The organism is Bacillus sp. UMB0728 (assembly GCF_002858875.1).
In the GTDB taxonomy this organism is placed as follows: domain Bacteria; phylum Bacillota; class Bacilli; order Bacillales; family Cytobacillaceae; genus Bacillus_AB; species Bacillus_AB infantis.
The window spans coordinates 98,395-122,415 of record NZ_PKLA01000002.1; the positions used below are offsets into that span (position 1 = coordinate 98,395).

Consider the following 24,021-nt stretch of genomic DNA (forward strand, 5'->3'; position numbering starts at 1 on the left):
AGCCTTGATGGAATATCTAAACTATCTGCTGATCGGGCTATTAGTATTCTTACTGCTGCAGCGGATGCTGCCGGCAAAGGGAATAAGGCAGATTACAACCGCTGAACTAAAGGGCGAGTTAAAGGATAAAAAGAAACAATTTATCGATGTCCGCACCAACAGGGAATTTCAAACCAATCATATCAAGGAATTTAAAAACATCCCTCTGCATGAGCTTCATGGCAAATCAAACGGGCTGGACAAAGATAAAGAAGTGGTCGTGATCTGCCAGAGCGGGATGAGAAGCAATAAAGCAGGCAAACTGCTGAAAAAGGCAGGCTTTAAACATATTACGAATGTAAAAGGCGGCATGAGCGCCTGGAGCTGAATATATGCGCAGATGCGCCCTCTAAAGACAACTAGGTAGCATACCGCCCGGCTGTCTTTTTTTGTATAGCAGGATTTCCAGCATATCGCGGTGAATATACAGAAGATGCCGGCCAGAGGAGTGCAAAGGGATGGAATACGAAATCATCAAAGCAGGAGCGGAGCATGAGGAAGCGCTCCAGAATTTATTGCAGTTTTATATTTATGACTTTTCCGAGTTTATCGATGCATATGTCGAAGAGAATGGGAGATTCAGCGAGTATCCGCTGAGCGGCTATTGGACGGAAGAGGGCCATTTCCCCTATATAATTAAGCTGGATGAGCGCTATGCCGGTTTTGTGCTGGTGACAGAAGACAGCCAGGCTCTTTCCATCAACGAGTTTTTTATTTTAAAAAAATACCGCCGGGAAGGCCTTGGGAAGCAGGTGGCGAAGGATATCTTTGGGCTGCATAAAGGCAGGTGGGAGATTTTCCAGATCGAGAAAAACAAGCCCGCCCAAGGGTTTTGGCGGTGTGTGATAGATGAATATACAAACGGGGAATTTACGGAGCGGGAGGATGAGCATAAGCGGGTCATACAAGAGTTTGTCAGCGGAACAAAGCAAAATACATAAATGCAGGGAGATATGATGATTTTTTTAAAAGAAGTAGACAGACATAATTTTTTTGATGTGATTGATTTAAAGGTAGCTGAAGAGCAGAAGTCATTTGTCGCGACGAATCTGTTCTCGCTGGCACAGGCGAAGGCATTTCCAGAGTGCAACTGCCTGGCAATCTACCATGAGGAAAAGCTGGTAGGATTTACGATGTACTGCATAGATTTTGACGATAAGGAATATTGGATCTACCGATTGATGATTGATGCCAAATATCAGTCCCAAGGCTATGGGAAAGCGGCGATGGAGAAGCTGATTGAGCTGATCAAGGAGGACAAGGACCACCAAGTGATCTATTTAAGCTTTGAGCCGGAGAACGACCGGGCGAAGGAAATGTATGAAAAGCTTGGATTTGAGGCTGACGGCCGGGTGATTGATGGGGAGATTGTTTATAGGCTGGGTTATTAAGACGGAGTTGGGCCGGGGGGACAGGTCCCTTGGCCCATTTTGGGCCAGAGGACCTGTCCCCATGGCCTTTGAAAGGTGGAGAATCAAGCATGGACAGGCGTAAGGGAATACTTCTTGTTATGACTGGCGCGATGTTTTGGGGAATTGGCGGTACAGCGGCCAAGAAGCTTTTTCAGGATTTTCTGATTGATGTGGATTGGCTGGTGACAGTCCGGCTGCTCATTGCAGGGGTTTTGCTTTTAGCCGTCCAATACTTTGCAAAAGATCGTGCCCAGATCCTTGGTGTGTGGAAAAAGAAGAGCTCGGCTCTTCGTTTGATTATTTTTGGTCTGCTCGGAATGCTTGCTGTCCAATACACCTATATGGCATCGATTGAGCATGGAAATGCTGCGGTGGCAACGCTTCTGCAGTATTTGGCCCCTGTGATGATCATCTTATACCTGGTCCTCCGCAAACAAACGGTGCTGACGCGGGGAGATTTGCTGACCATCGCTTTGGCTTTGTTCGGAAGCTTCTTCTTGCTGACGAACGGCTCCATCTCGCATTTATCTGTGCCGGTGCCAGCGGTCGTATGGGGAGTTTTGTCCGGGGCGGCTTTGGCCTTTTATACGCTGTATGCTGTGCCGCTGCTTAAGGAATACGATTCCCTTGTCATTGTCGGATGGGCAATGGTGATTGGCGGGCTCGCGCTGAGCTTTGTCCATCCTCCCTGGCGAATGGACAGTCAGAGCTTAACGGGTGAAGCTTATGTGTATTTAGCCTTTGTGGTCCTTTTTGGGACGATGATTGCATTTTGGTTTTATATAGAAAGCCTGCAAATCCTGCATCCGAAGGAAACCAGCCTTTTGGGCAGCGTCGAGCCGCTTGCGGCTGTTCTGACAACCGTATTTTGGCTGAAGGAGCCTTTTGGTGTTTTTCAGTGGGCGGGTACGGCCTGTATTATAGGGATGATTTTATTTATTGCGCTGAAAAAAGAGCCTGCTGAGGGGAAGAGGCTGCCGGGTGGAAGAGAAGAGCCGCTGAGAGTAAGCTAGAGGTTCTATCTGACCCTCCAAAAGGGAGAGTCGCAAATATATAAAAAAACTCGCAAATATATCCAAAAACTCGCAAAGATAGGCTGAGGGTAGGCCGGGGGAAAAGATCATCTGGCCATCCTGATGCAAGGGACCCGACCCTCCGCTTCAAAAAACCTATAAAAACTGGTTTAACTGTTATAATATCCGGGTATAAGTAAATGTTTTTTATTCATATAGCACATAGTAGGGGGATGTAGTAATGAGTATCAAACGAATCTTGAAGGATGAGTTAGTGCAATTTATTAACAACCACGGGGAAGAGTTTGAAAACAAATTGCTGTCTGAAGCAGTGAATGTTTCTGGGAAGATCAATGAGATTTTAAATAAGGGGAATATTGACCTTCTAAAAAATGCGAGGAAGTTAATTTACTTTATTGTTGACCACAATGAAAGCGACCTTATCGCATTTGCTCAGGAAGAAGGGGTTGCCTGGGCAGGGCATTCTTTAACTCTTTCTTTGAAACTGGAATGGGTCCAGGCCATAAGAAGAACAACTTGGCACATTATCGGCAGCCTTAATGAGGAAAGAGATGAGAAGATTCCAGCTTCAGATTTTTTTGAGCTGGAAAAAGCGGTGAATGACCAGATTGACCAGTTTCTTAACAATTTCTTCTTAAGCTACTCAAAATATAAAGATACAATGCTTCTTAAACAGAGGGAAACGGTTGAACATTTATCTGTACCTATCATACCGGTCAGTGAAACGGTTTCTGTCCTGCCTCTGATTGGATCGATGGATACGTACAGAGTTGAAATAATAGAAGAGAAGGTTCTAAATGAAATTGCAGCTACAAGGATCCAGACACTTGTTATTGATCTGTCAGGCATTGCCATGATGGAAAAAGATGTGATGGATGATTTTGAAAAGGTCCTGGCAGGAGTGGGCATGATGGGTTCAAAGGCCATTCTTACCGGGCTGAGGCCGGATCTTGTCAAAAAGATGGTCCGTGCCGGTATCCGCTTTGAGAAGGGTGCTGAAACAAAGGGGACGCTTCAAGAGACGTTAAAGGCATACCTGAAATAATCGACAAAGCAAGGCCGTTGAATCGGTCTTGCTTTATTTTTTTATCAAAAATTTCACCCCTCCGCTATGATGACTTTCTAAAAAAAGGACATAATATTTGCGAGGTGATTGGATATGAATAAGGAAAATTTCAAACTGACATCTTCTGAGATCGGTTCCTTGTGGGGAGAGTACATAAACGGAACAGCGGTTGATATAGTGAATAGATATATGTATTCCATTATTGAGGATGAAGAGATTAAAAGCATTTTTAATGAAGCGATCATGATATTCGAGCGGCAAAAAGCAAAATTAAAGGCGTTTATTGAGAACGAAGGTTTTCCTGTTCCTATTGGGTTTAACCAAACCGACCTGTACCCAGGTAAGCAGAGGTTGTTTACAGACACATTCTGCCTGAATTATTTAAATATCATGACTACACATGGACTGCTGGGGCACACCACATCATTAGGCATTTCGGTAAGGAAAGACTTAAGGTTATTTTACGGCGAATGTGATGAAGATGGGAAACAAATGTATCATCAAACTGTTGATTTATTGCTTGAGAAAGGACTTTTCCAAAGGGACCCGTTATTTTATCCAGAAGGACAGCCTAAGTATGTCACAAACAAGGATTTTAAGGATGGTTTTTTCGGCAATGGCAGAACGCTTTCGGCACCGGAGGTCATCAGTATTTCTTTGAACATCAAAAAGAGCATTATGGCCAAAACTCTTTCGATTGCTTTCAGTCAAATTGCCCAGTCAGAAGAGGTAAGAAAGTTCTTAACCAGTTCTGAGAAGACTGCCGATGGCCAGATCAAATCTCTTTCTAAGATCATGCAGGCGGATAATCTGCCGGTGCCAAAGTCCTGGGAAACAGAAGTTACTGTATCAACGGAATCGCCTTTTTCCGATAAATTAATCATGTATCATATGGGATTCTTATTTCAAGCCGCCCAAAATTACCATGGTGCTGGCCTGGCTTCTGCAATGAGAACCGACCTGGTCACTACGTACGAAGCAACCATTCTGCAAAACCTGGTGGTTACAAAAAACTGGTTTGATATTATGGTGAAAAATAAGTGGCTCGAACAGCCTCCGCTGGCACCGAATAGAGCAGAAATGGCGAAGCGGAAATAGCTTAGAATGCCCTACGATCAGATAGGGCATTTTGCTGTTGAAGGCATCTTATGAAGCCTGAATGAGGGGAGGTAAGAAGTGAGCTGACGATAGCTGAGGTGAGATTCAGCGGTTTTGCCCTTTGCAATCTGCGGGGAGTATACACTGTACTTGGTGACTGGTCCCGATTTTTCCTAAAGCTTGAAGCCTTTGGGGCCATGCATCATTTTACTTAAATTTTAGTGATATCTAATATGATTTTGCTGACATATCACATATGGAGACACCGAGCTGGCTGGCAGCTCAATCAGATGATTGCTGAACTTATCTGTAATCCACATTAAAACCTCCTCTTTCCGGATTTTACCCTACCGCAATTAGAAGTAAAGGCCATCATGTTTTTCTATTTGAAAAGCGCCAAGGATCAATATCTGAAGCCAATCTATTTCTATACCGTCCAATAATTTGATAAACTTTCCGGTATGTGATAAGTGAAAAATATGCCAATTGGAGAAGGTGATTGAGATTCAACCAGAATTTACTTTAATGAGCATAGTTATTGTGATTGTACTCGGTATGTTTTCGCAGTGGCTGGCGTGGCGGATTCAGTGGCCATCCATCGTAATCATGACGGTTGCCGGGCTTTTAATTGGCCCGATATTCGGCCTTGTCAATCCGCAGGAAGGGCTGGGGGAGCTGTACAGCCCGATTATCTCTCTTGCTGTTGCACTGATCTTATTTGAGGGCAGTACGAGCCTTGATATACGCGAGCTGAAAGGCATTTCCAAGTCTGTTTTTCGCATTGTAACACTTGGAGCACTCATTGCCTGGATCGGCGGTTCTTTAGCAGCCCACTATATTGCCGGGCTGGATCTTGAAATTTCCTTTATCATCGGCGGATTATTTGTAGTGACCGGGCCTACAGTCATCATCCCATTGCTCAGGCAGGCAAAATTGTCTGCCCGCGTCTCTTCGGTTCTGAAGTGGGAAGGAATCATTGTAGATCCAATTGGTCCTTTACTGGCCTTATTTGCTTATGAAATTATCAAAATTACCTTGGATGGACCTTTTCAGTTTAAAGATTTCATTCCGTTTTTTATCGAGGCCCTCCTGGCGACTTTAATCGGTCTTGTAATAGGGCTGCTTGTCAGCTTCCTGGTGAGCAGAGGATTGTTCCCTGAATACTTGAAATCACCGCTGATCTTTTGCTTTGTCCTGATTTGCTTCACGCTTGGCGAAGGGATCATGCATGAGACTGGGATGCTGGCTGTAACAGTCATGGGACTGACGCTTGCCCGGACGAAGAAGCATGTCCATTCAATCGGAAGCATCGGCCATTTTATGGAGAACATTTCGGTTATGCTGACGTCCACTGTCTTTATATTATTGACGGCCTCTTTGACAAGAGAGACGATTATGGACGTTTTCACGTGGCCGATCATTTTATTTGTCATCACTATGCTGTTTCTTATCAGGCCGGTGTCTATCTGGCTTTCCACAATCGGAACAGAGCTGACACTGCAGGAAAAAACACTCGTGAGCTGGATTGCGCCAAGGGGAATCGTTGCCTTGACGGTTTCAGGGTATTTTGCCGCTTTATTAATAGAAGATGGCTATTCAAATGCAACGATACTAACGCCGCTCACCTTGGCCCTTGTTTTTATTACGGTGTGCGCCCATGGCTTTTCCATCGGTCCGATTGCCCGGAAGCTGAAATTGGCAAATCCGGAGTCTTCAGGCGTCCTGATGGTGGGGGCGAGCAGTTTCGCGATTGCCTTCGCTAAGCATTTGAAGGAGATAAACGTTTCCGCCCTGATCACAGACACGTCCGCTGACCGCCTCTTCCTTGCAAAAAAGCTGGAGATTCCGACCTATCAGGGGGAGATCCTTTCCGAGCACAGCGATTTCGAAATCGACAAAAGCCCTTATAATTTCCTCCTGGCTATGAAAGGGAATGCAGCCTATAACGCGCTTGTTTGCCAAACCTATCTTCCTGAATTCGGATATAACCATACCTTCTCGCTGCCGACAGCAGAAAGGAAAACCGAGCATAAGGAAATCTCCACCGCGTTCAAAGCACATCTGCTGTTTGGAGAAGAAGCGACCTTTACTGAGCTGAACAGAATGGTCAATATCGGCTATAAACTGAAGACAATTGAAATTGACAGCAAGCAGACAGTGGAAAAAGAAGAAACGGAAACGGACAGAATTCCGCTATGCGTAAAAAGAAAGAACGGCAGCCTTGTTTTTTTCACCTTCAGCGAAAAGCCTGTACTAAATGAGGGAGATTTGCTAGTGGTGTTAGAGCAGGGGGAGAAAGAATAAATATAGGTGCCTGACCCATTCTGAGCTGTAAAGCAGCGTGGGCCAGGCACCTTTCCTATTTTTTCAGCAGCAATCAGACCAGGGTTTCAGCATATTCTCTTTTGTTCAAAGTAATCTTCCCCTTTGATAGCTTGATCGTAATGTCAGATTTCTCAGCAATATTCTGGTCATGGGTTACAACAATCACACATTTCCCTTCGTTATGAGCCAAGTCCTTCAGCAGGTTCACAATTTCGTTTGCTGTGTTTTCATCCAAATTTCCTGTCGGTTCATCGGCCACAATCAGATCAGCTTCGCAGCAGAGTGCCCGGGCAATCGAGACACGCTGCTGCTGGCCGCCGCTTAGTGTCAGCACTTTCTGCTGTGCCTGCCTGCTGGAGATGCCGACACGCTCCAGCATATTCAATGCGAATTCTTTTTTATTCTTATGGCTTGCCCCTGTGATTTCCATTGCCGTCATCACGTTTTGAAGCCCTGTCATATAGGGAAGCAGATTGTAAGATTGAAAAACAATGGATACATACTTATTGCGGAATTTCGTTAGCCCGATTTTCTTTATATCCTTCCCCTCATATACTACCGCTCCCTCTTTGGGAACATCCAGGGCGCTGGCGAGCGCAAGGAACGTCGTTTTTCCTGAACCGGATGGGCCGATGATTGTGTAAAAAGCCCCCCTCTCAAAGCTGACATTGATATTGTTAAGGATCATATGCTTTTTATTCTCTTGTTTGTACCAATAACTAATATTTTCAAATTTGAGTAAAGTCATTTTGTCTCCTCCATCCTTTAATCCTGTCTGCTCAATATCGTTTTAGGCTGAAGACGCAAAACCGTTAAGGATGGCAGCAGGGCAGACAGGGCTGCAATCAGAATGCCAATCATTGCAAGCATGGCAAGATCTTCTGCTGTGACGCTTACGTCCAATTCCTGAATGGTTTCAGCCTGCTCTGATTGAGCTTCAGGCATACCCGGCATTCCGCCGCCAAAGCGCATCCCCCCGCCGCGGAAGGATTCAGGTTCTGAGGTTACCGCAGCTGACTGCAATTCCTGATTCAATAGCTGGTCGCTCACTTCTTTGGCCACGATATTGCCGCTGAGAGTAGCAATTCCGAGGGAAAGCGCCGCAACGAGAAGAATCTCAGCGATGAACTGGCCGGCCATTTTCCAGCGCCGTTCACCAATTGCCAAAAGGACGCCCATCTCATATTTGCGTTCACGAATCGACATCATCACAATCAGCCCCAAAATGATGGCACCTGCAATAGAGACAAGATAAACAATATTATTTGAAAAGCTTGCTACGTTCTCGATTGGCCCGACCATCTGCTGGTACAGCTGATCATTTGCATCAAGTTTAAAGGTTTCAAAATCAATGCTGCTCTCCTTTTTAGCCTGTGCGACAAAGCTTTCCATATCAGCAGGATCATCAATATAGTAAGTGGCACTGTCAATGGTCCCCTCATAGCCGCTGCCTTTAAGTGCAGCAGCATTGGTATAAGGCACATAAAGCTTGTTATATGGAATCATGGCAGTAAAGTCCATGCCCTGGTCAGAGCCTGTGGAAGCTGTTTGATAGATACCTTTGATTTGGAGCTCGAGTGTGGCCGAATCATCTCTTGGATTGGCCACTGTAATGGAGTCGCCCACCTTCAGTCCGTTTTCCTCTGCAAGAGTCTGTTCAATGAGAACAACGTTTTTTCCCAGGTCGTCTTCCGTAATATGTTCACCCTCGATGATTGAAGCAGTGCCGTCCATGAATTCCGCAGTGGAATCAGTAAAGCTTACTCCCTGAAGGCTGACGTCTCCCTGGGCCATCCCGCCGCCCATCCTGCCGCCCGGAGCAGCTGATTCTGTGGTGCCTTCTTCTGTTGTTCCTGACTCATTATTTGTGATTGGTTCAAAGCTTGAAGCAAGGGCAGTAGTAGAAGAATAGAAATTATAGCCTTTGATTTGTTCATATGAGGTCAGTTCTTCTGCTGCTTCTGCAGGAATCGGGGCAGACTGGAATCGCATGCGTTCTCCGTTCGTCTGCTGGGACTGCATCTGCTCGCGCATCTTTTCCATATCGACCTGCAGGGTGACGTTGGCGCCAAGCTTCTGCCGGGCAAGATCGCCCGATTTTTTGGCGGCAGTCTGAATGGATAGGCCGGCCAGAACCAGGACGCAAATGACCGTGAAAACAAAAATTTGCAGCAGGCTTTTACCTTTCCTGGCTTTCACGCTTAAAAAAGACCTTTTTAAAAAGTTCATACATTTCTCTCCTTTAGCCAAATTGGGTACAAGGCTAATCTTAAGAGGAATTTATGGCAAAAATGTGAACGAAGTATTGCCTAAAAAGGAATAAAAACAGGTGCCTGGCCCCGTATTGCATATCAGCGGGGAAGGCACCTGTTCTATTTCCGTTTCTTAAGGTAAAAAGCAATAGCGATGGCAGCTGCCAGCAATAGAAGGGTGAGGAGAACATAAGGAACCAGATCCATCCAATGAGAAGGAGCCTCATGGGCAAAGACTGCTTTTCGCCATTCATTGTCCGCAATTTCAACAGCTATGCCCTCGTCAGTTGGCAGATCCTTTATCTCAAAATAATTTGTACCAATCTGATATTCATTGGAAGCATTCCCGTAGTATTCTCCCGTCATGTCATCAGGGCGGGTTTCTACTTCGCCAATATTCTCTCCGATTAGGCTTTCCGGCACGTTTTCATCTGTCACTTCGTAAACATTTCCATCCCAGACGACGAAAGGGTAGGCCCAGCTTAATGCCTGGGCGGAAGCTGCGAAAATTATCAAAACGAATGGGAAAAGCAGCAGAATTCTTTTCATCATCACATCTGCGGAGCTTCCATCCCCATCATGGCCCATTCCTCTTTGGCTGGGCCATAAACACCGGGAACCGTTAACCCGGCCTGGCGCATAAGGATGGTCATTTGCCCGCGATGGTGAATTTGGTGCTGGATGATGAAGAATAACAGCTGGCCGTTTGACATTCTTTGGCCGAAGAAGTCTTTTTCTTCGCTGAGAGTTTTATCTGTCCACTGCTCCTTGACTGCATGAGCGAGAGCGCTGCTCGCTTTTTGGTAGATATCAGAAATGAATTTGGCTGATTGGGGGACCGGATAGTCTTTGGCGGGTGCCTCAAAAGCCAGGCCGGTTTGAGAGGCCATTACACCGATTGCTGTTGCCGTATGCCAGGCAATCCTTCCCAGTGTCCAGTTCTGGGCTGTGACCTCCTGGGACAGGGATTCATCTGTCAGCTGGTCGAGGACCTTCTGTGTTGTATGTACTTCATAGTTCCATAGCTTTAAAAAACCATCCAATGTCTGAAACATCTTCATTCCTCCTTGCTTCAATTCTTCACCAATATATTCCCTGTCTGAAGAGAATTACCTGTTTTTTCAAGGAAATACTTTTGGTGTAATTGATATGCTGCTGATGATGGACTTTTTTACAGAGTTGTAAAACGGTTTGCCTGCCCTGTAAAGATAATTAGGATGATAGGTGCGAAAAGCCTGGGGATGCAAAGATCCTCCCTTTAACCTTGCTAGTTTTCCAGCAGGTTCATGAGCGAGTGGATGATAGGTCAAATTCGGCCACTCGGCTTTCAGGTATTGGTCATATCGCGGTCCTGTGAAAAATAGAACCACGTCAGGCTTCAGGATCTCCAATTCTTCCCTGATCACAGGGAATGCTTCCTTTTGAATAGCTACCAGACTCTTCTTGGGAGCGCCTTTGCTGTTTTCCTTTCCTAGCTTGATAAGATTATTCCAGACTATCTCAACACGCTTGTCCGGGTAAGCTTCTTTTATATCCCCGGTATAATCTTTTACCGTGTTCCAAAAAGGCCCTCCATAGCGGAAGCACTTCCCCTCGCCAAAAAACCTGGAGTAGGTCCCCAGCAGCTCCTCTATGGATTTAGAGCCCAGGCTGCCTTCCCATGTATTCGTTTCCTGGCCCAAGAACATTACTTTTAAGTCGGCTTTTTGATATTGTTCCTCATCGTTTATTTTCAGAAGAAGAGGGTTGCTGAGATTGTTTCCTTCAAGAGAAGAGAGCATGCCTGGATAATATTTTTCGTATAAGTTATAAAGCTGTTTGTTTATCATCATATTCCCTTTCTTTTTTATCATATATGGATGACTTTACCACAAATTAGGGGCAGATGAAGGGTTGGTTAATTATCCTGCTTGCAAGGAGCATATTCTAAAAGGAGTTATGAGGAAATCATTAGGCACTGCTCACTTCAGCTCGGAACTTGAGCAGAATATCCTAATAAAATCTTACTTTTAACAAAGGATAAAACATGCCATATGTCCTGTTTCCTGCAATTTACAATCACTTAACAGAATATCACAAGAAAATTAATACATCCTCATTATGCTGATAATTAGAAACTATCAATTAAAGGGGGATTTGAAATGAAGAATCATTTGAGGAATAAGGTTGCCGGGATTTCTGTGGCTGCGGCTGTTGCGTTTTCTTCTCTGGGATTTGCTGTAAACAATCACCTGGCTGAGGCAAAGGACAACAAGAAGAAAGAGCCTGCCAATGTCATTATGATGGTCATGGACGGGACAAGCGCAGGGGCCACTAACCTGGCGAGATGGTACAAAGGCGGGAATCTGGCGATGGATGAGATCCTCATCGGGGGGGTGCGCACCCATTCCGCAGAATCGGCAATCACGGATTCTGCACCTGCTGCAACGGCTTTAGCGACAGGCAATAAAAGCAATGACAAGGTAATCGGGCTTCTGCCTGCACTGGTGAATACACCGGGTGTCTCTCCAGTCAGCGAGAAGGATGCCCACAGACCGGTGGCCAATGTGCTCGAGGGGGCAAAGCTGGCTGGAAAGTCGACAGGAATCATTTCCACATCTGAAATTCAGCATGCAACGCCTGCAGGATTTTCATCACATGCGGCGCACCGCAGCAATTATCAGGACATTGCCGAGCAGCAGGTATACCAGGGCATTGATGTAGTCCTTGGCGGAGGCAAAGAATCTCTGGCACCAGGAACAACCAAGAATGCCCGCGTTGATGGCGAGAATCTATTGAATGTGATCAGCCAAAACGGCTACCAGTTTGTCGAGACAAAGGAAGCCCTCCTAAAATCGAAATCAAATAAAATCTGGGGCTCATTTGCGCCTTCCGCAATGGCCTATGACTTTGACCGAAAGGCTGCAAAGAGCAGCCAGCCTTCTCTGGCTGATATGACGAAAAAAGCGATCACAACGCTGGACAAGAACAAAGAAGGCTTCTTCCTGTTTGTTGAAGGAAGCAAGGTGGACTGGGCAGCGCATGCCAATGACACCGTCGGAATTCTTAGTGATGTACTGGCATTTGATGATGCAGTGAAAGAAGCCCTCGATTTTGCGAAAAAAGACGGCAACACAATGGTCATCGCAGTCAGTGACCACGGAAACAGCGGAATCACAATGGGGAACGTCAACACAAACAGCAATTACCCGGAAATTCCTGTATCAGCTTATATCGACCCGCTGAAAAAAGCGTCCATGACACTTGAAGGGGCCTTAAGCCAACTGAAAGCAGACCGCTCAAACATGGAAAAAGTGGCCGGCTTGTACGGATTGGATAATCTGACAAAAGAAGAACTCGATAAATTGAAGGCGTCCGCAAACCTGCAGTCTGATATGGCCAAAATGCTCGCAAACCGCGCGAATATCGGCTTCTCGACTGGCGGGCATACCGGCGAGGATGTATTCTTGTACGCATATGGACCATCAAGGCCTTTCGGATTGATCGATAACACTGATATTGCTAAAGCAATGGCAAAGCATATGGGCTTCAGCCTGAAATCCGTTACAGACAAGCTGTTCGTCAATGCGAAAGAGTCGTTTGAGAAAAAAGGCTACAAGACCCGCATTGATGTAACAGATGCGAACAACCCGGTCTTTATCGCAGAAAAAAGCAAGACAAAGATCGAACTGCCTGTGAACAAAAATATCGCTCATATAGCCCAGAACAACAGGATTGTCACGAAAAAACTCGATGGCGTCACGGTCTTTAACGGAAAAGATTTCTATGTTTCCGAAAAGGCTTTGAATCTGTCTAAATAATGGTACAAGAGGTGCTTCCCCGGGGAGGCGCCTTTTTCTTTTTGTAAGAGAAGGAAAACGGAACGGTTGACAAAAGACCCGTTCGCTACTATTATATAAAAAATATTGCTGTATAATTTCATACCAAGCTATGAATGCCATGGGTCGTGCTGTGGCAGGAGCAGCTTCTGGAGAGACCGCGGGTTTCCGCGGCGCCGAAGGGTTCACCATCTCAGGCAAAAGGACAGAAGAGTATTGGATATACATTTGGCATGCTTTATGACTTGCCTTTATATTCGTTATTCTGATGATCAGGAGATTGGGGATTCCCCAGTCTCTTTTTTTATTGCAGTAAAACTTTGTGTTCAATATTTCACATCTAAGGGGTCAGACCCCATTTTAAGAGGAGGAATCAGGAATGGCACAGCAGGAGTTAAAAAGAGATTTAGCCAATCGGCATGTACAGTTGATCGCGATTGGCGGCACGATTGGGACAGGGTTGTTCCTTGGGTCCGGAAAAGCGATCCAGCAGGCCGGCCCGTCCATCATCCTTGCATATCTGCTCGTCGGAACCGCCTTGTTTTTTGTCATGAGGGCACTTGGGGAGCTGCTCTTATCAAAAGCGGGCTATCAATCTTTCACAGATATCGCCGAAGACTATCTTGGACCGCGGGCAGCTTTTGTGACAGGCTGGACCTATTGGTTCTGCTGGATCATGACCGCGATGGCCGATGTAATCGCAGTCGGCGTCTATGTTCAATACTGGTTCGACATCCCGCAATGGGTGCCGGCCATCATCTCCCTGATTATCCTGCTCGGATTCAACCTGCTGACAGTCAAGCTGTTCGGGGAGCTGGAGTTCTGGTTTGCCCTAATAAAAGTAATTACGATCCTTGGGCTGATCGCAGTCGGCATCTTCCTGCTGATCACCGGATTTAAGACCGATGCGGGAACCGTTTCGCTGAGCAATCTCTGGGAACATGGCGGAGCATTCCCGAACGGGGCGGCAGGATTCTTATTTTCCTTCCAGATGGTAGTCTTTGCCTTCGTTGGCGTGGAACTCGTTGGCGTTTCGGCAGCGGAAACGAGCAGCCCGCAGAAAAATATCCCGTCTGCCATCAATAAGATCCCGCTCCGCATCCTGTTTTTCTATGTAGGCGCCCTGATCGTCCTTTTGTCGATCAATCCATGGACAGACCTGAATGCAGCAGAAAGTCCCTTTGTGAAAACCTTCAGCCTCATCGGGATCCCGGTTGCAGCTGGAATCATCAATTTCGTCGTCCTGACTTCAGCTGCATCTGCCTGCAACAGCGGGCTGTTCTCAACGAGCCGGATTCTGTTCAGCCTAAGCAAAAACAATCAGGCACCGGCACGTCTGAACAGGCTGAATAAGCAGCATGTACCGGCCAACGCTCTGTGGCTGTCTGCCCTGGTCGTATCAGTGGGGGCTCTTTTAAGCAAGCTCTTGCCAGGACAGGCGTTTGCCATTGTGACCACCATCAGCGCAATCTGCTTCATCTGGGTATGGGGCGTCATCCTGATCTGCCATCTGAAGTATAAAAGAACGCGCCCTGAGCTGCATGCGGAATCTGCTTTCAAGGCGCCGTTCACTCCATTAGTGAATTATCTCGTTCTCGCATTGTTTGCGATGATCCTCCTGATCATGCTGATTGCCGAAGAAACAAGGCCGGCGCTCCTGCTGACGCCTGTGTGGTTCCTTCTGCTGTATGTAGTCTATTTTTACAGAGGGAAGAAGAAGAAGGAAGAAGTGCCTGCGGTTAAAGGAGTACATTAAGATGGCCATGATTATCTCCCTGAATTATGCTATAAAGAAAGGGCATAGAAATCAGCCAAAGGAGATTGAATGATGGAGCAAGAATTGGTTCTATGGTCAGACAGGATTTCATATTTAACGCCTGTCGGCCCGACAGACAGGCCGATCCTGATGGCTGTCTCGGGGGATAAGCATACCTTAATGATAGATGCCGGCAATTCTGCGGCACACGCAAAGCTATTTTTGGAAAAATTAAAAGAAGCGGGTAGGCCGGAGCCAACTGTGGCAGCCATTACCCATTGGCATTGGGACCATATCTTTGGGCTTGAATCCCTGGATATTCCGTCGATTGCCTCTGTTGATACAAGGGTGGAGATGGAAAAACTGGTCCCATTTAAGTGGGATGACCGATCACTGGACGAGCGGGTTGAGGAGGGAATTGAGATCCAGTTCTGTGCGGATGCGATCAAGGAAGAATTCCCGCAGCAGGAACGGCCTATCCGGATCAGCCTGCCGGACATAACATTCAAGGATGAAATGACGATCGACCTTGGCGGCATCACCTGCGTCCTGAAGCAGGTGGGCGGAGACCACGCCCCTGATTCGGTCATTATTTATATAAAAGAAGAGCGGATCGCCTTTCTGGCCGATGCGACTGCGCCGAAGATGTATGCGCCAACCTGGCGTTTTACGGCCAAGGCAACACTCGACATGCTTGATAAAATTGAGATGTTCAATGCGGATACGTATATCATCTCCCACTGGAAGCCTATTACAAAAGAAGAATACCAGGCGGAGGCGAGCCTGCTCCGGACTCTGTCCCACTTAGTGGCAGCGTACGAAGGCGATCAGGACAAGATGAAAAAAGGTCTTGAAGCGTTTTACGGCCGGCCGCTTACCAATGAAGAACAAGAAACGCTCATATACTTTGTGAATGGTTTTATAGGATAGGGGGATGAAGATGGCGAAAAAGAGATGGCTGGTGATCCTGCTGCTTCTATTAATTGCAGCAGGCGTATTGGATATCCTATTTGAGGGGCTGTTTTTTCAAATGCTGCCCGATTCAATCCAAACTAATTTAAGGGACATGCTTTAAGCCGAAAGGATGAGAAGATGCTGAAGGAAGTGTGTGTAGAAAATCTGACACTGATTCCCGAGAAGATCAGTAAAGGCGCCCAACGCGTGGAGCTGTGCGATAATCTTTCGGTCGGAGGGACAACCGTCAGCCATGGTGTTGCCGTGAAGGCAATCGACTATTGCCGCAGGCATAACGCGGGAGTCATGGCGATGGTGAGGCCGCGGGGCGGAGATTTTGTCTACAGAGTGGAAGAAATCGAGGTTATGAAGGAAGACATTATTCATCTTAAGCAGCTCGGCGCAGATGGCGTGGTGTTCGGCTGCCTGACGGAGGATGGCTGGATTGATGAAGGGGCTATGAAGGTTTTATTGGAGCTTGCAGAAGGGCTGGAGACTGTCTTTCATATGGCGTTTGACCATATCCGGCATGACAGGCAGCTGCAGGCCATAGACTGGCTGGCGGAGCATGGTGTGAACCGGGTTCTGACGCATGGCGGGCCATCTGAGTCTGGAATCCTTGAGAATCTGCCGCGTCTTCAGGAGTATATGGAACACGCTGCAGGCCGGATTACGATCATGCCGGGCGGCGGGATTACGGATGAAAATCTTCCTGAGATTGCGGCAGAGCTGGATATTCGAGAGATTCATGGGACTAGGATTGTTGGGTAAGTGCGAATTAGTGGGAGGGAGGCCGTGCGGAACGGTCTCTTTTTTTGTGCCCGCAAGATGGGCAGGTTGCAAATATATGGTGAAAGTCGCAAATAAAAAGGTAAAGTTTCAAATATCTTCCAGGAGTCGCAAATATCTCCCGAGACTCGCAAATAAGCGTCTGGAAATTCCTTCTGCCAGTTAAAAAAATCCCCTCGCAAACAGATAATGCCCTAACCAAGCATTCCCTTCTGAGGAATGTTGACAAAACGTCAACACTCTCTGTAATATTGATAGAAGTGATATAGCTAGAAAGGAAAGAGAGCATGGCAGAGAATAGCAAGGAAATTGGCGGGCTTCTGAAGGGGCTGCTGAAAGAGCGCTCACTTTCGATGAGAAAGCTGGGCCAGCTGGCGGGGATCGATCCAGCAGTGATTTCGAAGATCGTCAACGGAAAGCGCAAGGCGACCCCTGAGCATCTGCAGCGGTTTGCCGAGCATTTGAACGTTCCGATCTCCAGATTATATGAGGCCGCTGGCTATCCGCTCGGCCCCGCGCCAGAGCGCAATGACTCGATTGGCCAGATTCAGGATATCCTCAAAACGGCCCACCTGATGGACGGGGAATTCCGTCTTGAAGATGTGAAAGAAGAGCTGGCAAAATATGAAGAGCTTTCACAGACAGGGGAAGGGACCGGGAGGATTCTCAGCCAGTTTGATGAGAAGGTCAAAAAAGTGGCAGGCATGGGACCCTTTATCCAGCAGCTGCAGGAAATGTACGAGAAATTCTCCTTGAAAAAAGGCACGAAGACGGAGCTTGCCCTGATGGGAGGCGCTCTACTTTACTTCATTGCCGCTGTTGACTGCATCCCGGATTACCTCTTTCCGGTCGGATATTTAGACGATGCCGTGGTGATCCATTGGGCCATGAACGCCCTTCCGATGAAAAAAACAAAGACTATATAAAGGATTGGAGATAACATGAGCAGACTAGCACGCAATAAAAAGAAAAAACGCGGATGGAAAGTATTCACTGTTCTGCTGCTGATGATTGTGGCAGCCGGCGGCTATTTCGCCTACCAATACCAGGCGGGTGTGGACATGGCTGACCCGGTGAAGGCGAAGCAAAAAGAAGAGGATATTGAGTTCAATGGGGTGAAAAGCCTTGATGATAAGATCAACGTCCTTTTGCTTGGAGTCGATGCACGTCCGGATGAAGAAAAGTCACGCACAGACTCTATCATGGTCGCACAATATGACCCGAAGGAAGGAACGGCCAAGGTTATTTCCGTCATGAGGGATATCTACACAGAAATCCCAGGCTATAAAAATTACAAACTCAACACTGCATTTTATCTGGGCGGACCGGACCTGCTCCGCGAAACGCTGAAAAATGATTTTGACCTGGATATTGAATATTATGCCCTGATCGACTTTAAAGGGTTTGAAAAAGTGGTTGATGCTCTTGCTCCGGAAGGGATTGAAATCGATGTAGAGAAGCAGATGTCCGCTAATATCGGTGTCTCCCTCGAGCCTGGGCTCCAAAGGCTGAATGGGCAGGAACTGCTTGGATATGCCCGCTTCCGCAAAGATGCCGAAGCTGATTTCGGACGGGTCCGCCGCCAGCAGCAGGTCATCAATGCCATGAAGGATCAGCTCCTGAGTGCTAATGGCGTCCTTAAACTGCCTAAGATGCTCGGCACCGTGCAGCCCTATATTCAGACAAACCTTAAGGGTGCAGACCTTCTCGGCTTAATGAAGAGCCTTGCCCTGAAGCAGCCGGAGACAGTGGAGACTCTGACCGTTCCTGTTGAAAACTCATATACCAATGAAAGATATGATGGAATCGGGCTGGCGCTCGATATCGACTTTGAACAAAATACAGAAGCCATCCAGGCGTTCCTGGATGGAGAACCAGCCAGTGTTCAAACCGGCACAACCGCTGAATAAAGAAAGAGCTGCAGCCTTCCTGGGGGGAGTGCTGCAGCTTTTTTCTATTCACTCTGAAAAAGTCCCGGCAGCATAACATGCTGATTGAGCCCAGGTTTATTTGAGATAACTTCTAGAAATTAAATGAAGATGCAGAGGGATTTTCACAGGTGAAGTAGCTTTTGGTCTAATTTTTTATTTGAATATGGGGTTTCTTCATTTTTAATTCACTGATAAATCCATCTAAGTTCTTAGGTGAAATCTGTATTGTATTATATTTTCCATAGTTGACTTCAATTCTATCTATGGAAAGCGAGGGAGCTGTAAAAGGATTATTTGTTTTTCTAATGCTTCGAATCTCACTAATGTCGATTTCCTTCTTATAAGGGCCAGATTGTATTTGGAGAGAATCGTTTTTTATTGTATATCCGGTTTTGAACCAAATCCATAATAAACAGAAACCAACTGACCAGAGGACAACTATCTTTATCCATTGTTTATCAAGGAATTCAGGTGTCAGCCATACTCCGAAATCAGGGGAAAATACAGGCGGGATAATAAAAAGAAAAGCAAATAGCCAAATAAGTATGGTCAGCCAGGAGTCCTTTCGGGACGGAAAATACATACAAGCACCTCCATGTTTTATTACGAATGAAACATGTTAAGGTTTCAAGAGTACTTGAGCCTTATCAATCTGCCTGTACCTGGTTAAAGGTGGATTTTTGAATATTTCATTTTAAAAGCAGCTTGGCCTGCTGCTTTTAAAATAAAAGAAACCTGGACGCAACGTCCAGGCTTTTCTCTTTTAAGCACCTTTTACAGCAGCATGGACGCCAGCAATATTTTGCTTATGCGCCATCCTCCGATAAACCAGCGCCACAATCAGCGAAGGCACCGTACACACCAGCATCCCGAGGAAGGCATATCTTGGCTCAATCTCATACAGGTATCCGCCAAAGATGGTGAATACTGCCGTGCTCCAGCTGAGGGCGAGCGCAGAGTAGATGCCCTGGGCGATCGGGACATCCTTCGGCGGGATGTACTGGATCATGTATTTCATGAATGCATAATGCCCCATGGCGAAGGAGAGAGCGTGCAGCAGCTGCGACACCGAGAACATCGCTACATTCGGGAAGGCGAACACAAGGATCCAGCGAACGGTGCTGCCGAGAGCCGCTAGTGCCAGCAGGGAACCGGGTGAAACATTGCGGAAGACGCGGTCGGCGACAAGGAAGAACAGGATTTCTGCGACGACCCCAATATTCAGGATCGCTCCGATCATGTATTTCGGCGCGTCGATTTCCTGCAGAAAAATGTAGCCATAGTTGTAATAAGAGGCATGTGCCGCCTGCAGCAGGATGACGATCACGAGCACAATCCCGAAGTGCTGGGCCTTGAATGGCCTCAGCAGCGAGCCTCTGCTCCTGGCGTCCGCCTTTGGCTTCTGGGACAGCACATCAGGAGCCTGCATCATCCCCAGGCAGGTTAGCATAAATACACCGAACAGCAGCCCCCAAAGAATGAAGCCGTCCCCGAACCGGCCAGTGAACATCGTCAGGATCAGACCGCTGATAATGAACCCCAGAGATCCCCATGAGCGGCTCTTCCCGTAATTCTTCAGCTGCTTATGCTGCACAAGCACACCGGCAGCCGTGTCCATCGCCGGCATCAGGGTCGGATAAAAGAAGTGCAGAAAAAGAACTGCAGCAAGTAAAGTCGAATACGAATCAGCCGGGATGCAAAGCAGCAGGATAACGAACGTCCCGATGCCCATTCCATTGATCAATACCTTGCTGCTGAATTTCCCTGACAGATAGGGGAAGGCAAACAGTGTTGACAAGCCGCGCACTACAAGCCCCAGGCTCATAATCAGGCTAGCCTGGCCAACCGTCATTCCCTTTGTATGGATCATCCATCCGGTCCAATAGGGAAGAAAGATCCCCCAGGTAAAAAAGAAACTAAAAAATTGTCTACTCATCCAGCGTTGTGAATTCATCGTTCATTCCTCCAATGATTGCATCATACCAAGAGGAAAAGTAAAATAATATGAGATATCTCATATTTTGAGATTGTTTTGAGAGAAAAAGGAAGCGGGGATGCAAAATGAAAAAAGTTCAGCAGAAAGAAAAGCAGCGTCACCTTGAGAAGCACAGCATTGCCCATCTTTTCTCATTTCCTATCGAAGAAGGCATCGAAGTCCACGAATACCAGCGCGACGAATGGATCATACGCGAAGGTATGCGCCCTGATTACCTCTTTTATGTTATCGAAGGAAAAGCCAAAATTTACATCACCTATCAAAACGGCAAAGTCTCTCTCATCAATTTCATTAACACTCATGACTATATCGGCGAGATGGAGCTTTTGCATGAGGTCTACTACACAAAAGGCATCCAGGCCTCCACCCGCACCATCTGCTTTGCCATTCCCCTAAACCAATACCGTAATCAAATGCTCGAGGACACGCTATTCCTGCGTGAACTCACCAAATTCCTCAGCCTCAAAGCCACCAATATGGCTGCTAAATACTCCCAAAGCCTCGCCTTCCCGCTCGAAAACCGCCTTGCAGACTTCATCCTGCAAACAGCGGACGGGGATTTGTATAAAGAGAAGCATGTAACCGTCTGCGACTTCCTCGGAGTTTCCTATCGGCACCTGCTGCATGTACTCGCCCAGTTCTGTGAACAGGGATACCTGCGGAAAGAAGGAATGCGATATCTAGTTGAATCCCGGGGAAGACTGGAGGAATTGGCTGGGGTTTTGAGGAACCAGGGGGACGGGTCCCTTGGCTCTTTTTAAGAATGGGCCAGGGGGTCTGTCCCCCTGGTTTTTATGTTCCATGTGAAACAATCCTGCTGGGCAATTTTGGTGGTAAGAGCAATTTTGCAACGAGAAGTCCTTTTGCAATCAGTAACTGGATTTTTTCCTCTTATCTGGATACCTTATAAAGATAGGAACCGTTCAGGGTGAGGTGAAGTTCATTTATGTTATCGAGGCGGCATGTGGTATTTAATTTATCGATCATTATGATCCCTTGGTTTTCGCTGCTGTTTATCGGTAAGCGCAGCTTCAAGCGATATGGAATTGCAGGCGCGATCATCAGTATATTTGAGATAACGAACCATCTTTATGGACGTCACAAAAAGTGGTGGAAATTTTATGATCAGCCTAAATCATTTATAAGGGATGAATTGCCATTTGATATAGGTCCTTATATGCCAGTTTCTCTGTGGATCCTTAAATATTCATACGGCAATTTTAAAAAATTCATCCTGCTAAATGCTCTTTTTCATGTGGTTTTCGCATGGGTTTTCCTGCCATTTCTCAAGAAGGTAAAGATTGTCCGCCTAACTCGTATCAGCTATTTCCAGTTCTTTCTCTATATCCACTATAAAGCGTATTTATTGTATGCTTTACAACATTTAATTGAGAAGATGCGTTTTAGCCGGTAGAATCTTGAAAGCTGGCGCGGCACTGTCTTAAGAGGAGGTTATCCGTTTGTCTTTATCACACTGCTAAAAGCCTGTTACCAATGAGGGGGACAGGCTTTTTTTTATATGGTAAGAGAAAGTACTTTCCACTAAATGGTATAATGATGTTAAAAAAACAGGGGTGCGGAATGGGACATAATCTCATCAACGTAAAGGAACGGATGGATTATTATCAGGTAAAGGGGCTGAGTCTGGCGCTGATTGAAAATGGCCAGATCAGCAGGCTGGACCAATATGGGCTGTTGGAAGTGGGAACTGACAATGCTGTGCAGGCAGAATCTATATTCAATGCCTGCTCAATAAGCAAGTTCCTGACAGGAATGCTGGTGATGGTGTTAGCGGAACGAGGGGTTCTTCATTTGGATGAGGATATCAATCACAGGCTGCAAAGCTGGAAGGTTCCTGATAATAGGGTCACTGTGGAAAAAAAGGTCACCCTGCGCCAGCTGCTCAGCCATCAATCAGGAGTGGTGGATCCGGCGGGAAGTTTTATGGAGTTGGGTTTTAGAAACGAAGCATCCTCAATGGCTGAGCTGCTGGAAGGAAAAACAGCATATTGCAGTGTCCCCATAGAGGCGGCATATGTGCCAGGGAGTGAATTTCATTACTCAGATGCCGGCTATTGCATTGTGCAGCTGCTGATTGAAGATGTGACTGGAAGATCATTTGAGGAGCTCGCATATGAGTTGATTTTTGAGCCATTAAAAATGGAGAACAGCTCTTTTCCAAGGATGATTTCGGGTAAGAATTATGCTTGCGGACATGACAAAAATGGACAGTTGATTGAGGAAAAGTACTCTGTTTATCCATATCCAGCGGCATCTGGGCTATGGACAGCCCCTGCTGAATTAGCCGGGCTGGTTATTGAGTTGATGAATGCAATAAATGGTGAGAGCAAAATAGGTCTCTCTGCAGAGAAAGCAAAGGAAATAATCCAGCAGCAAGGCAAAGACTGGGCAGGTCTGGGTGTGTTTTTAGACGGATCGGATAAAGAGCTTGAAATCTCCTCTCTTGGATGGGGAGTCGGCTTTCAATGTATGATGGCTGCTTATCCATATAAGGGGGCCGGCCTTGTCATCATGATGAATACGGACTCGGGGGTTCATCAGATGAAGGGGATTATTGGGGAGATTTATCGATCTTTATTTTGAATCAGTAGGCTGCTTACGGCCTTTACATACTTAAAAAAGGTGCCTGTACCCAAATTGGGGACAGGTTCTTTTCATTCACCGGCTCCAAGAAGGAAATCCACCTCTCCCTGCCGAAATAGAGCTTTAAGCGGAAAATGAAAGTGAGGATGACAATGCTTGAAGTCTATAATCGCTTAGACGAATTCACCAAAATGCATGATGAATTTATTCGCGGCTGGAGCCATGCTATGAACTCAGGGGATACATCCCTGGCAGAAAAGATGGCCGATGATTATTATGTGGCCTTTTTCAATGGCGGGAATGAAAAACCAGTCTTTTTTACGAAGCGAGCAGCGGTAGACGGCATGAGACAATCGATCCGGCACTTTCGGGGTGCGGAGAAGAGGTTTGAGAACAGGGTCATCAGACTAAGAAATAACGAAAATGCTGTCGTGTTTTATGAGCAGTTGATTGTGAAGGATGGAGAGGTACTGGCAAGGTTGTTTACCAATTGAAAATTGGGGCCTGATTAACGGAGATGGATGGTTATAAGGGAGATAGAAGAAGCAGTTAATTAGCCAACAGCATTTTATAGTTGAAAGGGGAAATCATTTTGAAGCAGACATTATTGGTGATTGATGCCCAGCAGGCATTGATTGATGGAAGTCATGGTGAGAGCAGTCCGGTTTTTAATAAAGAGCAGCTGATCCGAAATATCAATCTGGTTATTGGCAAAGCAAGGGAAAAGGATATTCCGGCTGTATTTGTCAGAGACCTTGATATTGCAGGTGGGGAAGGAGAGGGATTTCAGGTCCATAATGGAATTGAAGTTCCTGAGGATGCGGTAACTTTCAATAAGACGGCCACTAATTCTTTCCATGGGACAGGGCTCTTAGAGCATTTGCGTTCCCAAGAAATTGAGCATCTTGTGATTATGGGCTGTGCTACGCAGTATTGCATTGACACTG

The 24,021-nt window shown here is 46.5% G+C and carries 26 protein-coding genes and 1 riboswitch; of the genes, 19 read left to right on the forward strand and 7 right to left on the reverse strand.

All coding sequences use genetic code 11. The features are described from left to right. The first annotated feature begins 7 nt into the window (after nucleotides 1-7). From CYJ37_RS06150 to CYJ37_RS06180, 7 genes are all read left to right on the forward strand, one after another. Nucleotides 8-367 (forward strand): rhodanese-like domain-containing protein, encoded by a 360-nt coding sequence (locus CYJ37_RS06150; RefSeq protein WP_101548543.1) that lies wholly within the window; start codon nucleotides 8-10, stop codon nucleotides 365-367. Nucleotides 368-497: 130 nt separating this feature from the next. Then, nucleotides 498-980: a GNAT family N-acetyltransferase gene (locus tag CYJ37_RS06155; protein WP_101548545.1), complete on the forward strand. Its 483-nt coding sequence runs from the start codon at nucleotides 498-500 to the stop codon at nucleotides 978-980. A gap of 12 nt (nucleotides 981-992) precedes the next feature. After that, nucleotides 993-1,430, forward strand: coding sequence for a GNAT family N-acetyltransferase (locus CYJ37_RS06160; RefSeq protein ID WP_257964189.1), 438 nt, complete (start codon nucleotides 993-995; stop codon nucleotides 1,428-1,430). Nucleotides 1,431-1,519: 89 nt separating this feature from the next. Next, complete coding sequence (locus CYJ37_RS06165) at nucleotides 1,520-2,464, forward strand: DMT family transporter (protein WP_101549629.1); 945 nt, start codon at nucleotides 1,520-1,522, stop codon at nucleotides 2,462-2,464. A 241-nt stretch (nucleotides 2,465-2,705) separates the two neighbouring features. Next, nucleotides 2,706-3,530: an STAS domain-containing protein gene (locus tag CYJ37_RS06170; protein WP_180827270.1), complete on the forward strand. Its 825-nt coding sequence runs from the start codon at nucleotides 2,706-2,708 to the stop codon at nucleotides 3,528-3,530. A gap of 114 nt (nucleotides 3,531-3,644) precedes the next feature. After that, nucleotides 3,645-4,649: a DUF3231 family protein gene (locus CYJ37_RS06175; protein WP_101548547.1), complete on the forward strand. Its 1,005-nt coding sequence runs from the start codon at nucleotides 3,645-3,647 to the stop codon at nucleotides 4,647-4,649. A gap of 525 nt (nucleotides 4,650-5,174) precedes the next feature. Beyond that, on the forward strand, nucleotides 5,175-6,953 hold the full coding sequence (locus CYJ37_RS06180; protein ID WP_101548549.1) for a cation:proton antiporter: 1,779 nt from the start codon (nucleotides 5,175-5,177) through the stop codon (nucleotides 6,951-6,953). 73 nt (nucleotides 6,954-7,026) lie between these two features. On the opposite strand, the gene CYJ37_RS06185 is transcribed toward CYJ37_RS06180, so the two are convergent. From CYJ37_RS06185 to CYJ37_RS06205, 5 genes are all read right to left on the reverse strand, one after another. Beyond that, nucleotides 7,027-7,722, reverse strand: a complete 696-nt coding sequence (locus CYJ37_RS06185) for an ABC transporter ATP-binding protein (protein WP_101548550.1) — start codon at nucleotides 7,720-7,722, stop codon at nucleotides 7,027-7,029. 17 nt (nucleotides 7,723-7,739) lie between these two features. Further along, nucleotides 7,740-9,203, reverse strand: coding sequence for an ABC transporter permease (locus CYJ37_RS06190; RefSeq protein WP_101548552.1), 1,464 nt, complete (start codon nucleotides 9,201-9,203; stop codon nucleotides 7,740-7,742). A 143-nt stretch (nucleotides 9,204-9,346) separates the two neighbouring features. Beyond that, nucleotides 9,347-9,778 carry a hypothetical protein gene (locus CYJ37_RS06195; protein ID WP_101549633.1) on the reverse strand — a complete coding sequence of 144 codons (432 nt, stop codon included), beginning with the start codon at nucleotides 9,776-9,778 and terminating at the stop codon, nucleotides 9,347-9,349. Then, nucleotides 9,778-10,281 carry a DinB family protein gene (locus CYJ37_RS06200; RefSeq protein WP_009794651.1) on the reverse strand — a complete coding sequence of 168 codons (504 nt, stop codon included), beginning with the start codon at nucleotides 10,279-10,281 and terminating at the stop codon, nucleotides 9,778-9,780. Before CYJ37_RS06200 ends, CYJ37_RS06195 begins: the two co-directional genes overlap by 1 nt. Nucleotides 10,282-10,347: 66 nt before the next feature. Further along, complete coding sequence (locus CYJ37_RS06205) at nucleotides 10,348-11,058, reverse strand: uracil-DNA glycosylase family protein (RefSeq protein WP_129613098.1); 711 nt, start codon at nucleotides 11,056-11,058, stop codon at nucleotides 10,348-10,350. A gap of 309 nt (nucleotides 11,059-11,367) precedes the next feature. Here CYJ37_RS06205 and CYJ37_RS06210 point away from each other — a divergent pair, with 309 nt between their 5' ends. From CYJ37_RS06210 to CYJ37_RS06235, 7 genes are all read left to right on the forward strand, one after another. Further along, on the forward strand, nucleotides 11,368-13,026 hold the full coding sequence (locus CYJ37_RS06210) for an alkaline phosphatase (RefSeq protein WP_101548556.1): 1,659 nt from the start codon (nucleotides 11,368-11,370) through the stop codon (nucleotides 13,024-13,026). Nucleotides 13,027-13,183: 157 nt separating this feature from the next. After that, a riboswitch (glycine riboswitch) is annotated at nucleotides 13,184-13,263 on the forward strand. A 160-nt stretch (nucleotides 13,264-13,423) separates the two neighbouring features. Continuing rightward, nucleotides 13,424-14,800: an amino acid permease gene (locus CYJ37_RS06215; protein ID WP_101548558.1), complete on the forward strand. Its 1,377-nt coding sequence runs from the start codon at nucleotides 13,424-13,426 to the stop codon at nucleotides 14,798-14,800. Nucleotides 14,801-14,869: 69 nt separating this feature from the next. Continuing rightward, nucleotides 14,870-15,730 (forward strand): MBL fold metallo-hydrolase, encoded by an 861-nt coding sequence (locus CYJ37_RS06220; protein WP_101548560.1) that lies wholly within the window; start codon nucleotides 14,870-14,872, stop codon nucleotides 15,728-15,730. A gap of 10 nt (nucleotides 15,731-15,740) precedes the next feature. After that, nucleotides 15,741-15,875, forward strand: a complete 135-nt coding sequence (locus tag CYJ37_RS27640; protein WP_009794643.1) for a hypothetical protein — start codon at nucleotides 15,741-15,743, stop codon at nucleotides 15,873-15,875. Nucleotides 15,876-15,892: 17 nt separating this feature from the next. After that, the gene (locus CYJ37_RS06225; RefSeq protein WP_009794642.1) at nucleotides 15,893-16,525 is read left to right on the forward strand and encodes a copper homeostasis protein CutC; all 633 of its coding nucleotides are present in this window, start codon (nucleotides 15,893-15,895) and stop codon (nucleotides 16,523-16,525) included. A gap of 305 nt (nucleotides 16,526-16,830) precedes the next feature. Next, nucleotides 16,831-17,469 (forward strand): helix-turn-helix domain-containing protein, encoded by a 639-nt coding sequence (locus CYJ37_RS06230; RefSeq protein ID WP_009794641.1) that lies wholly within the window; start codon nucleotides 16,831-16,833, stop codon nucleotides 17,467-17,469. Nucleotides 17,470-17,484: 15 nt separating this feature from the next. Further along, complete coding sequence (locus tag CYJ37_RS06235) at nucleotides 17,485-18,453, forward strand: LCP family protein (protein WP_101548562.1); 969 nt, start codon at nucleotides 17,485-17,487, stop codon at nucleotides 18,451-18,453. A gap of 166 nt (nucleotides 18,454-18,619) precedes the next feature. On the opposite strand, the gene CYJ37_RS06240 is transcribed toward CYJ37_RS06235, so the two are convergent. Together CYJ37_RS06240 and CYJ37_RS06245 are read right to left on the reverse strand one after the other, a co-directional pair. Beyond that, nucleotides 18,620-19,057 carry a PH domain-containing protein gene (locus CYJ37_RS06240; RefSeq protein WP_101548564.1) on the reverse strand — a complete coding sequence of 146 codons (438 nt, stop codon included), beginning with the start codon at nucleotides 19,055-19,057 and terminating at the stop codon, nucleotides 18,620-18,622. Nucleotides 19,058-19,237: 180 nt separating this feature from the next. Further along, nucleotides 19,238-20,428 (reverse strand): MFS transporter, encoded by a 1,191-nt coding sequence (locus tag CYJ37_RS06245; RefSeq protein WP_101548566.1) that lies wholly within the window; start codon nucleotides 20,426-20,428, stop codon nucleotides 19,238-19,240. A 107-nt stretch (nucleotides 20,429-20,535) separates the two neighbouring features. Here CYJ37_RS06245 and yeiL point away from each other — a divergent pair, with 107 nt between their 5' ends. The 5 genes from yeiL to CYJ37_RS06270 all read left to right on the forward strand — a co-directional run. Then, nucleotides 20,536-21,231, forward strand: coding sequence for a transcriptional regulator YeiL (yeiL, locus tag CYJ37_RS06250; RefSeq protein WP_101548568.1), 696 nt, complete (start codon nucleotides 20,536-20,538; stop codon nucleotides 21,229-21,231). A gap of 185 nt (nucleotides 21,232-21,416) precedes the next feature. Beyond that, nucleotides 21,417-21,884 (forward strand): hypothetical protein, encoded by a 468-nt coding sequence (locus CYJ37_RS06255; RefSeq protein ID WP_022544611.1) that lies wholly within the window; start codon nucleotides 21,417-21,419, stop codon nucleotides 21,882-21,884. Between the two features lie 167 nt (nucleotides 21,885-22,051). After that, nucleotides 22,052-23,074 carry a serine hydrolase domain-containing protein gene (locus CYJ37_RS06260; RefSeq protein ID WP_224948604.1) on the forward strand — a complete coding sequence of 341 codons (1,023 nt, stop codon included), beginning with the start codon at nucleotides 22,052-22,054 and terminating at the stop codon, nucleotides 23,072-23,074. A 152-nt stretch (nucleotides 23,075-23,226) separates the two neighbouring features. Further along, on the forward strand, nucleotides 23,227-23,568 hold the full coding sequence (locus tag CYJ37_RS06265; RefSeq protein ID WP_224948605.1) for a hypothetical protein: 342 nt from the start codon (nucleotides 23,227-23,229) through the stop codon (nucleotides 23,566-23,568). A gap of 98 nt (nucleotides 23,569-23,666) precedes the next feature. Then, nucleotides 23,667-24,021, forward strand: a 355-nt coding sequence (locus CYJ37_RS06270; protein WP_101548574.1) for an isochorismatase family protein, incomplete at its 3' end; no start/stop codon positions are given.

Excerpts from the sequence above, each read along its gene's own strand:
- CYJ37_RS06150 (WP_101548543.1), top strand. The coding sequence starts at position 8 with ATGGAATATCTAAACTATCTGCTGATCGGGCTATTAGTATTCTTACTG.
- CYJ37_RS06155 (WP_101548545.1), top strand. The coding sequence starts at position 498 with ATGGAATACGAAATCATCAAAGCAGGAGCGGAGCATGAGGAAGCGCTC.
- CYJ37_RS06160 (WP_257964189.1), top strand. The coding sequence starts at position 993 with ATGATGATTTTTTTAAAAGAAGTAGACAGACATAATTTTTTTGATGTG.
- CYJ37_RS06165 (WP_101549629.1), top strand. The coding sequence starts at position 1,520 with ATGGACAGGCGTAAGGGAATACTTCTTGTTATGACTGGCGCGATGTTT.
- CYJ37_RS06170 (WP_180827270.1), top strand. The coding sequence starts at position 2,706 with ATGAGTATCAAACGAATCTTGAAGGATGAGTTAGTGCAATTTATTAAC.
- CYJ37_RS06175 (WP_101548547.1), top strand. The coding sequence starts at position 3,645 with ATGAATAAGGAAAATTTCAAACTGACATCTTCTGAGATCGGTTCCTTG.
- CYJ37_RS06180 (WP_101548549.1), top strand. The coding sequence starts at position 5,175 with ATGAGCATAGTTATTGTGATTGTACTCGGTATGTTTTCGCAGTGGCTG.
- CYJ37_RS06185 (WP_101548550.1), bottom strand. The coding sequence starts at position 7,722 with ATGACTTTACTCAAATTTGAAAATATTAGTTATTGGTACAAACAAGAG.
- CYJ37_RS06190 (WP_101548552.1), bottom strand. The coding sequence starts at position 9,203 with ATGAACTTTTTAAAAAGGTCTTTTTTAAGCGTGAAAGCCAGGAAAGGT.
- CYJ37_RS06195 (WP_101549633.1), bottom strand. The coding sequence starts at position 9,778 with ATGATGAAAAGAATTCTGCTGCTTTTCCCATTCGTTTTGATAATTTTC.
- CYJ37_RS06200 (WP_009794651.1), bottom strand. The coding sequence starts at position 10,281 with ATGTTTCAGACATTGGATGGTTTTTTAAAGCTATGGAACTATGAAGTA.
- CYJ37_RS06205 (WP_129613098.1), bottom strand. The coding sequence starts at position 11,058 with ATGATGATAAACAAACAGCTTTATAACTTATACGAAAAATATTATCCA.
- CYJ37_RS06210 (WP_101548556.1), top strand. The coding sequence starts at position 11,368 with ATGAAGAATCATTTGAGGAATAAGGTTGCCGGGATTTCTGTGGCTGCG.
- CYJ37_RS06215 (WP_101548558.1), top strand. The coding sequence starts at position 13,424 with ATGGCACAGCAGGAGTTAAAAAGAGATTTAGCCAATCGGCATGTACAG.
- CYJ37_RS06220 (WP_101548560.1), top strand. The coding sequence starts at position 14,870 with ATGATGGAGCAAGAATTGGTTCTATGGTCAGACAGGATTTCATATTTA.
- CYJ37_RS27640 (WP_009794643.1), top strand. The coding sequence starts at position 15,741 with ATGGCGAAAAAGAGATGGCTGGTGATCCTGCTGCTTCTATTAATTGCA.
- CYJ37_RS06225 (WP_009794642.1), top strand. The coding sequence starts at position 15,893 with ATGCTGAAGGAAGTGTGTGTAGAAAATCTGACACTGATTCCCGAGAAG.
- CYJ37_RS06230 (WP_009794641.1), top strand. The coding sequence starts at position 16,831 with ATGGCAGAGAATAGCAAGGAAATTGGCGGGCTTCTGAAGGGGCTGCTG.
- CYJ37_RS06235 (WP_101548562.1), top strand. The coding sequence starts at position 17,485 with ATGAGCAGACTAGCACGCAATAAAAAGAAAAAACGCGGATGGAAAGTA.
- CYJ37_RS06240 (WP_101548564.1), bottom strand. The coding sequence starts at position 19,057 with ATGTATTTTCCGTCCCGAAAGGACTCCTGGCTGACCATACTTATTTGG.
- CYJ37_RS06245 (WP_101548566.1), bottom strand. The coding sequence starts at position 20,428 with ATGAATTCACAACGCTGGATGAGTAGACAATTTTTTAGTTTCTTTTTT.
- yeiL (WP_101548568.1), top strand. The coding sequence starts at position 20,536 with ATGAAAAAAGTTCAGCAGAAAGAAAAGCAGCGTCACCTTGAGAAGCAC.
- CYJ37_RS06255 (WP_022544611.1), top strand. The coding sequence starts at position 21,417 with ATGTTATCGAGGCGGCATGTGGTATTTAATTTATCGATCATTATGATC.
- CYJ37_RS06260 (WP_224948604.1), top strand. The coding sequence starts at position 22,052 with ATGGGACATAATCTCATCAACGTAAAGGAACGGATGGATTATTATCAG.
- CYJ37_RS06265 (WP_224948605.1), top strand. The coding sequence starts at position 23,227 with ATGCTTGAAGTCTATAATCGCTTAGACGAATTCACCAAAATGCATGAT.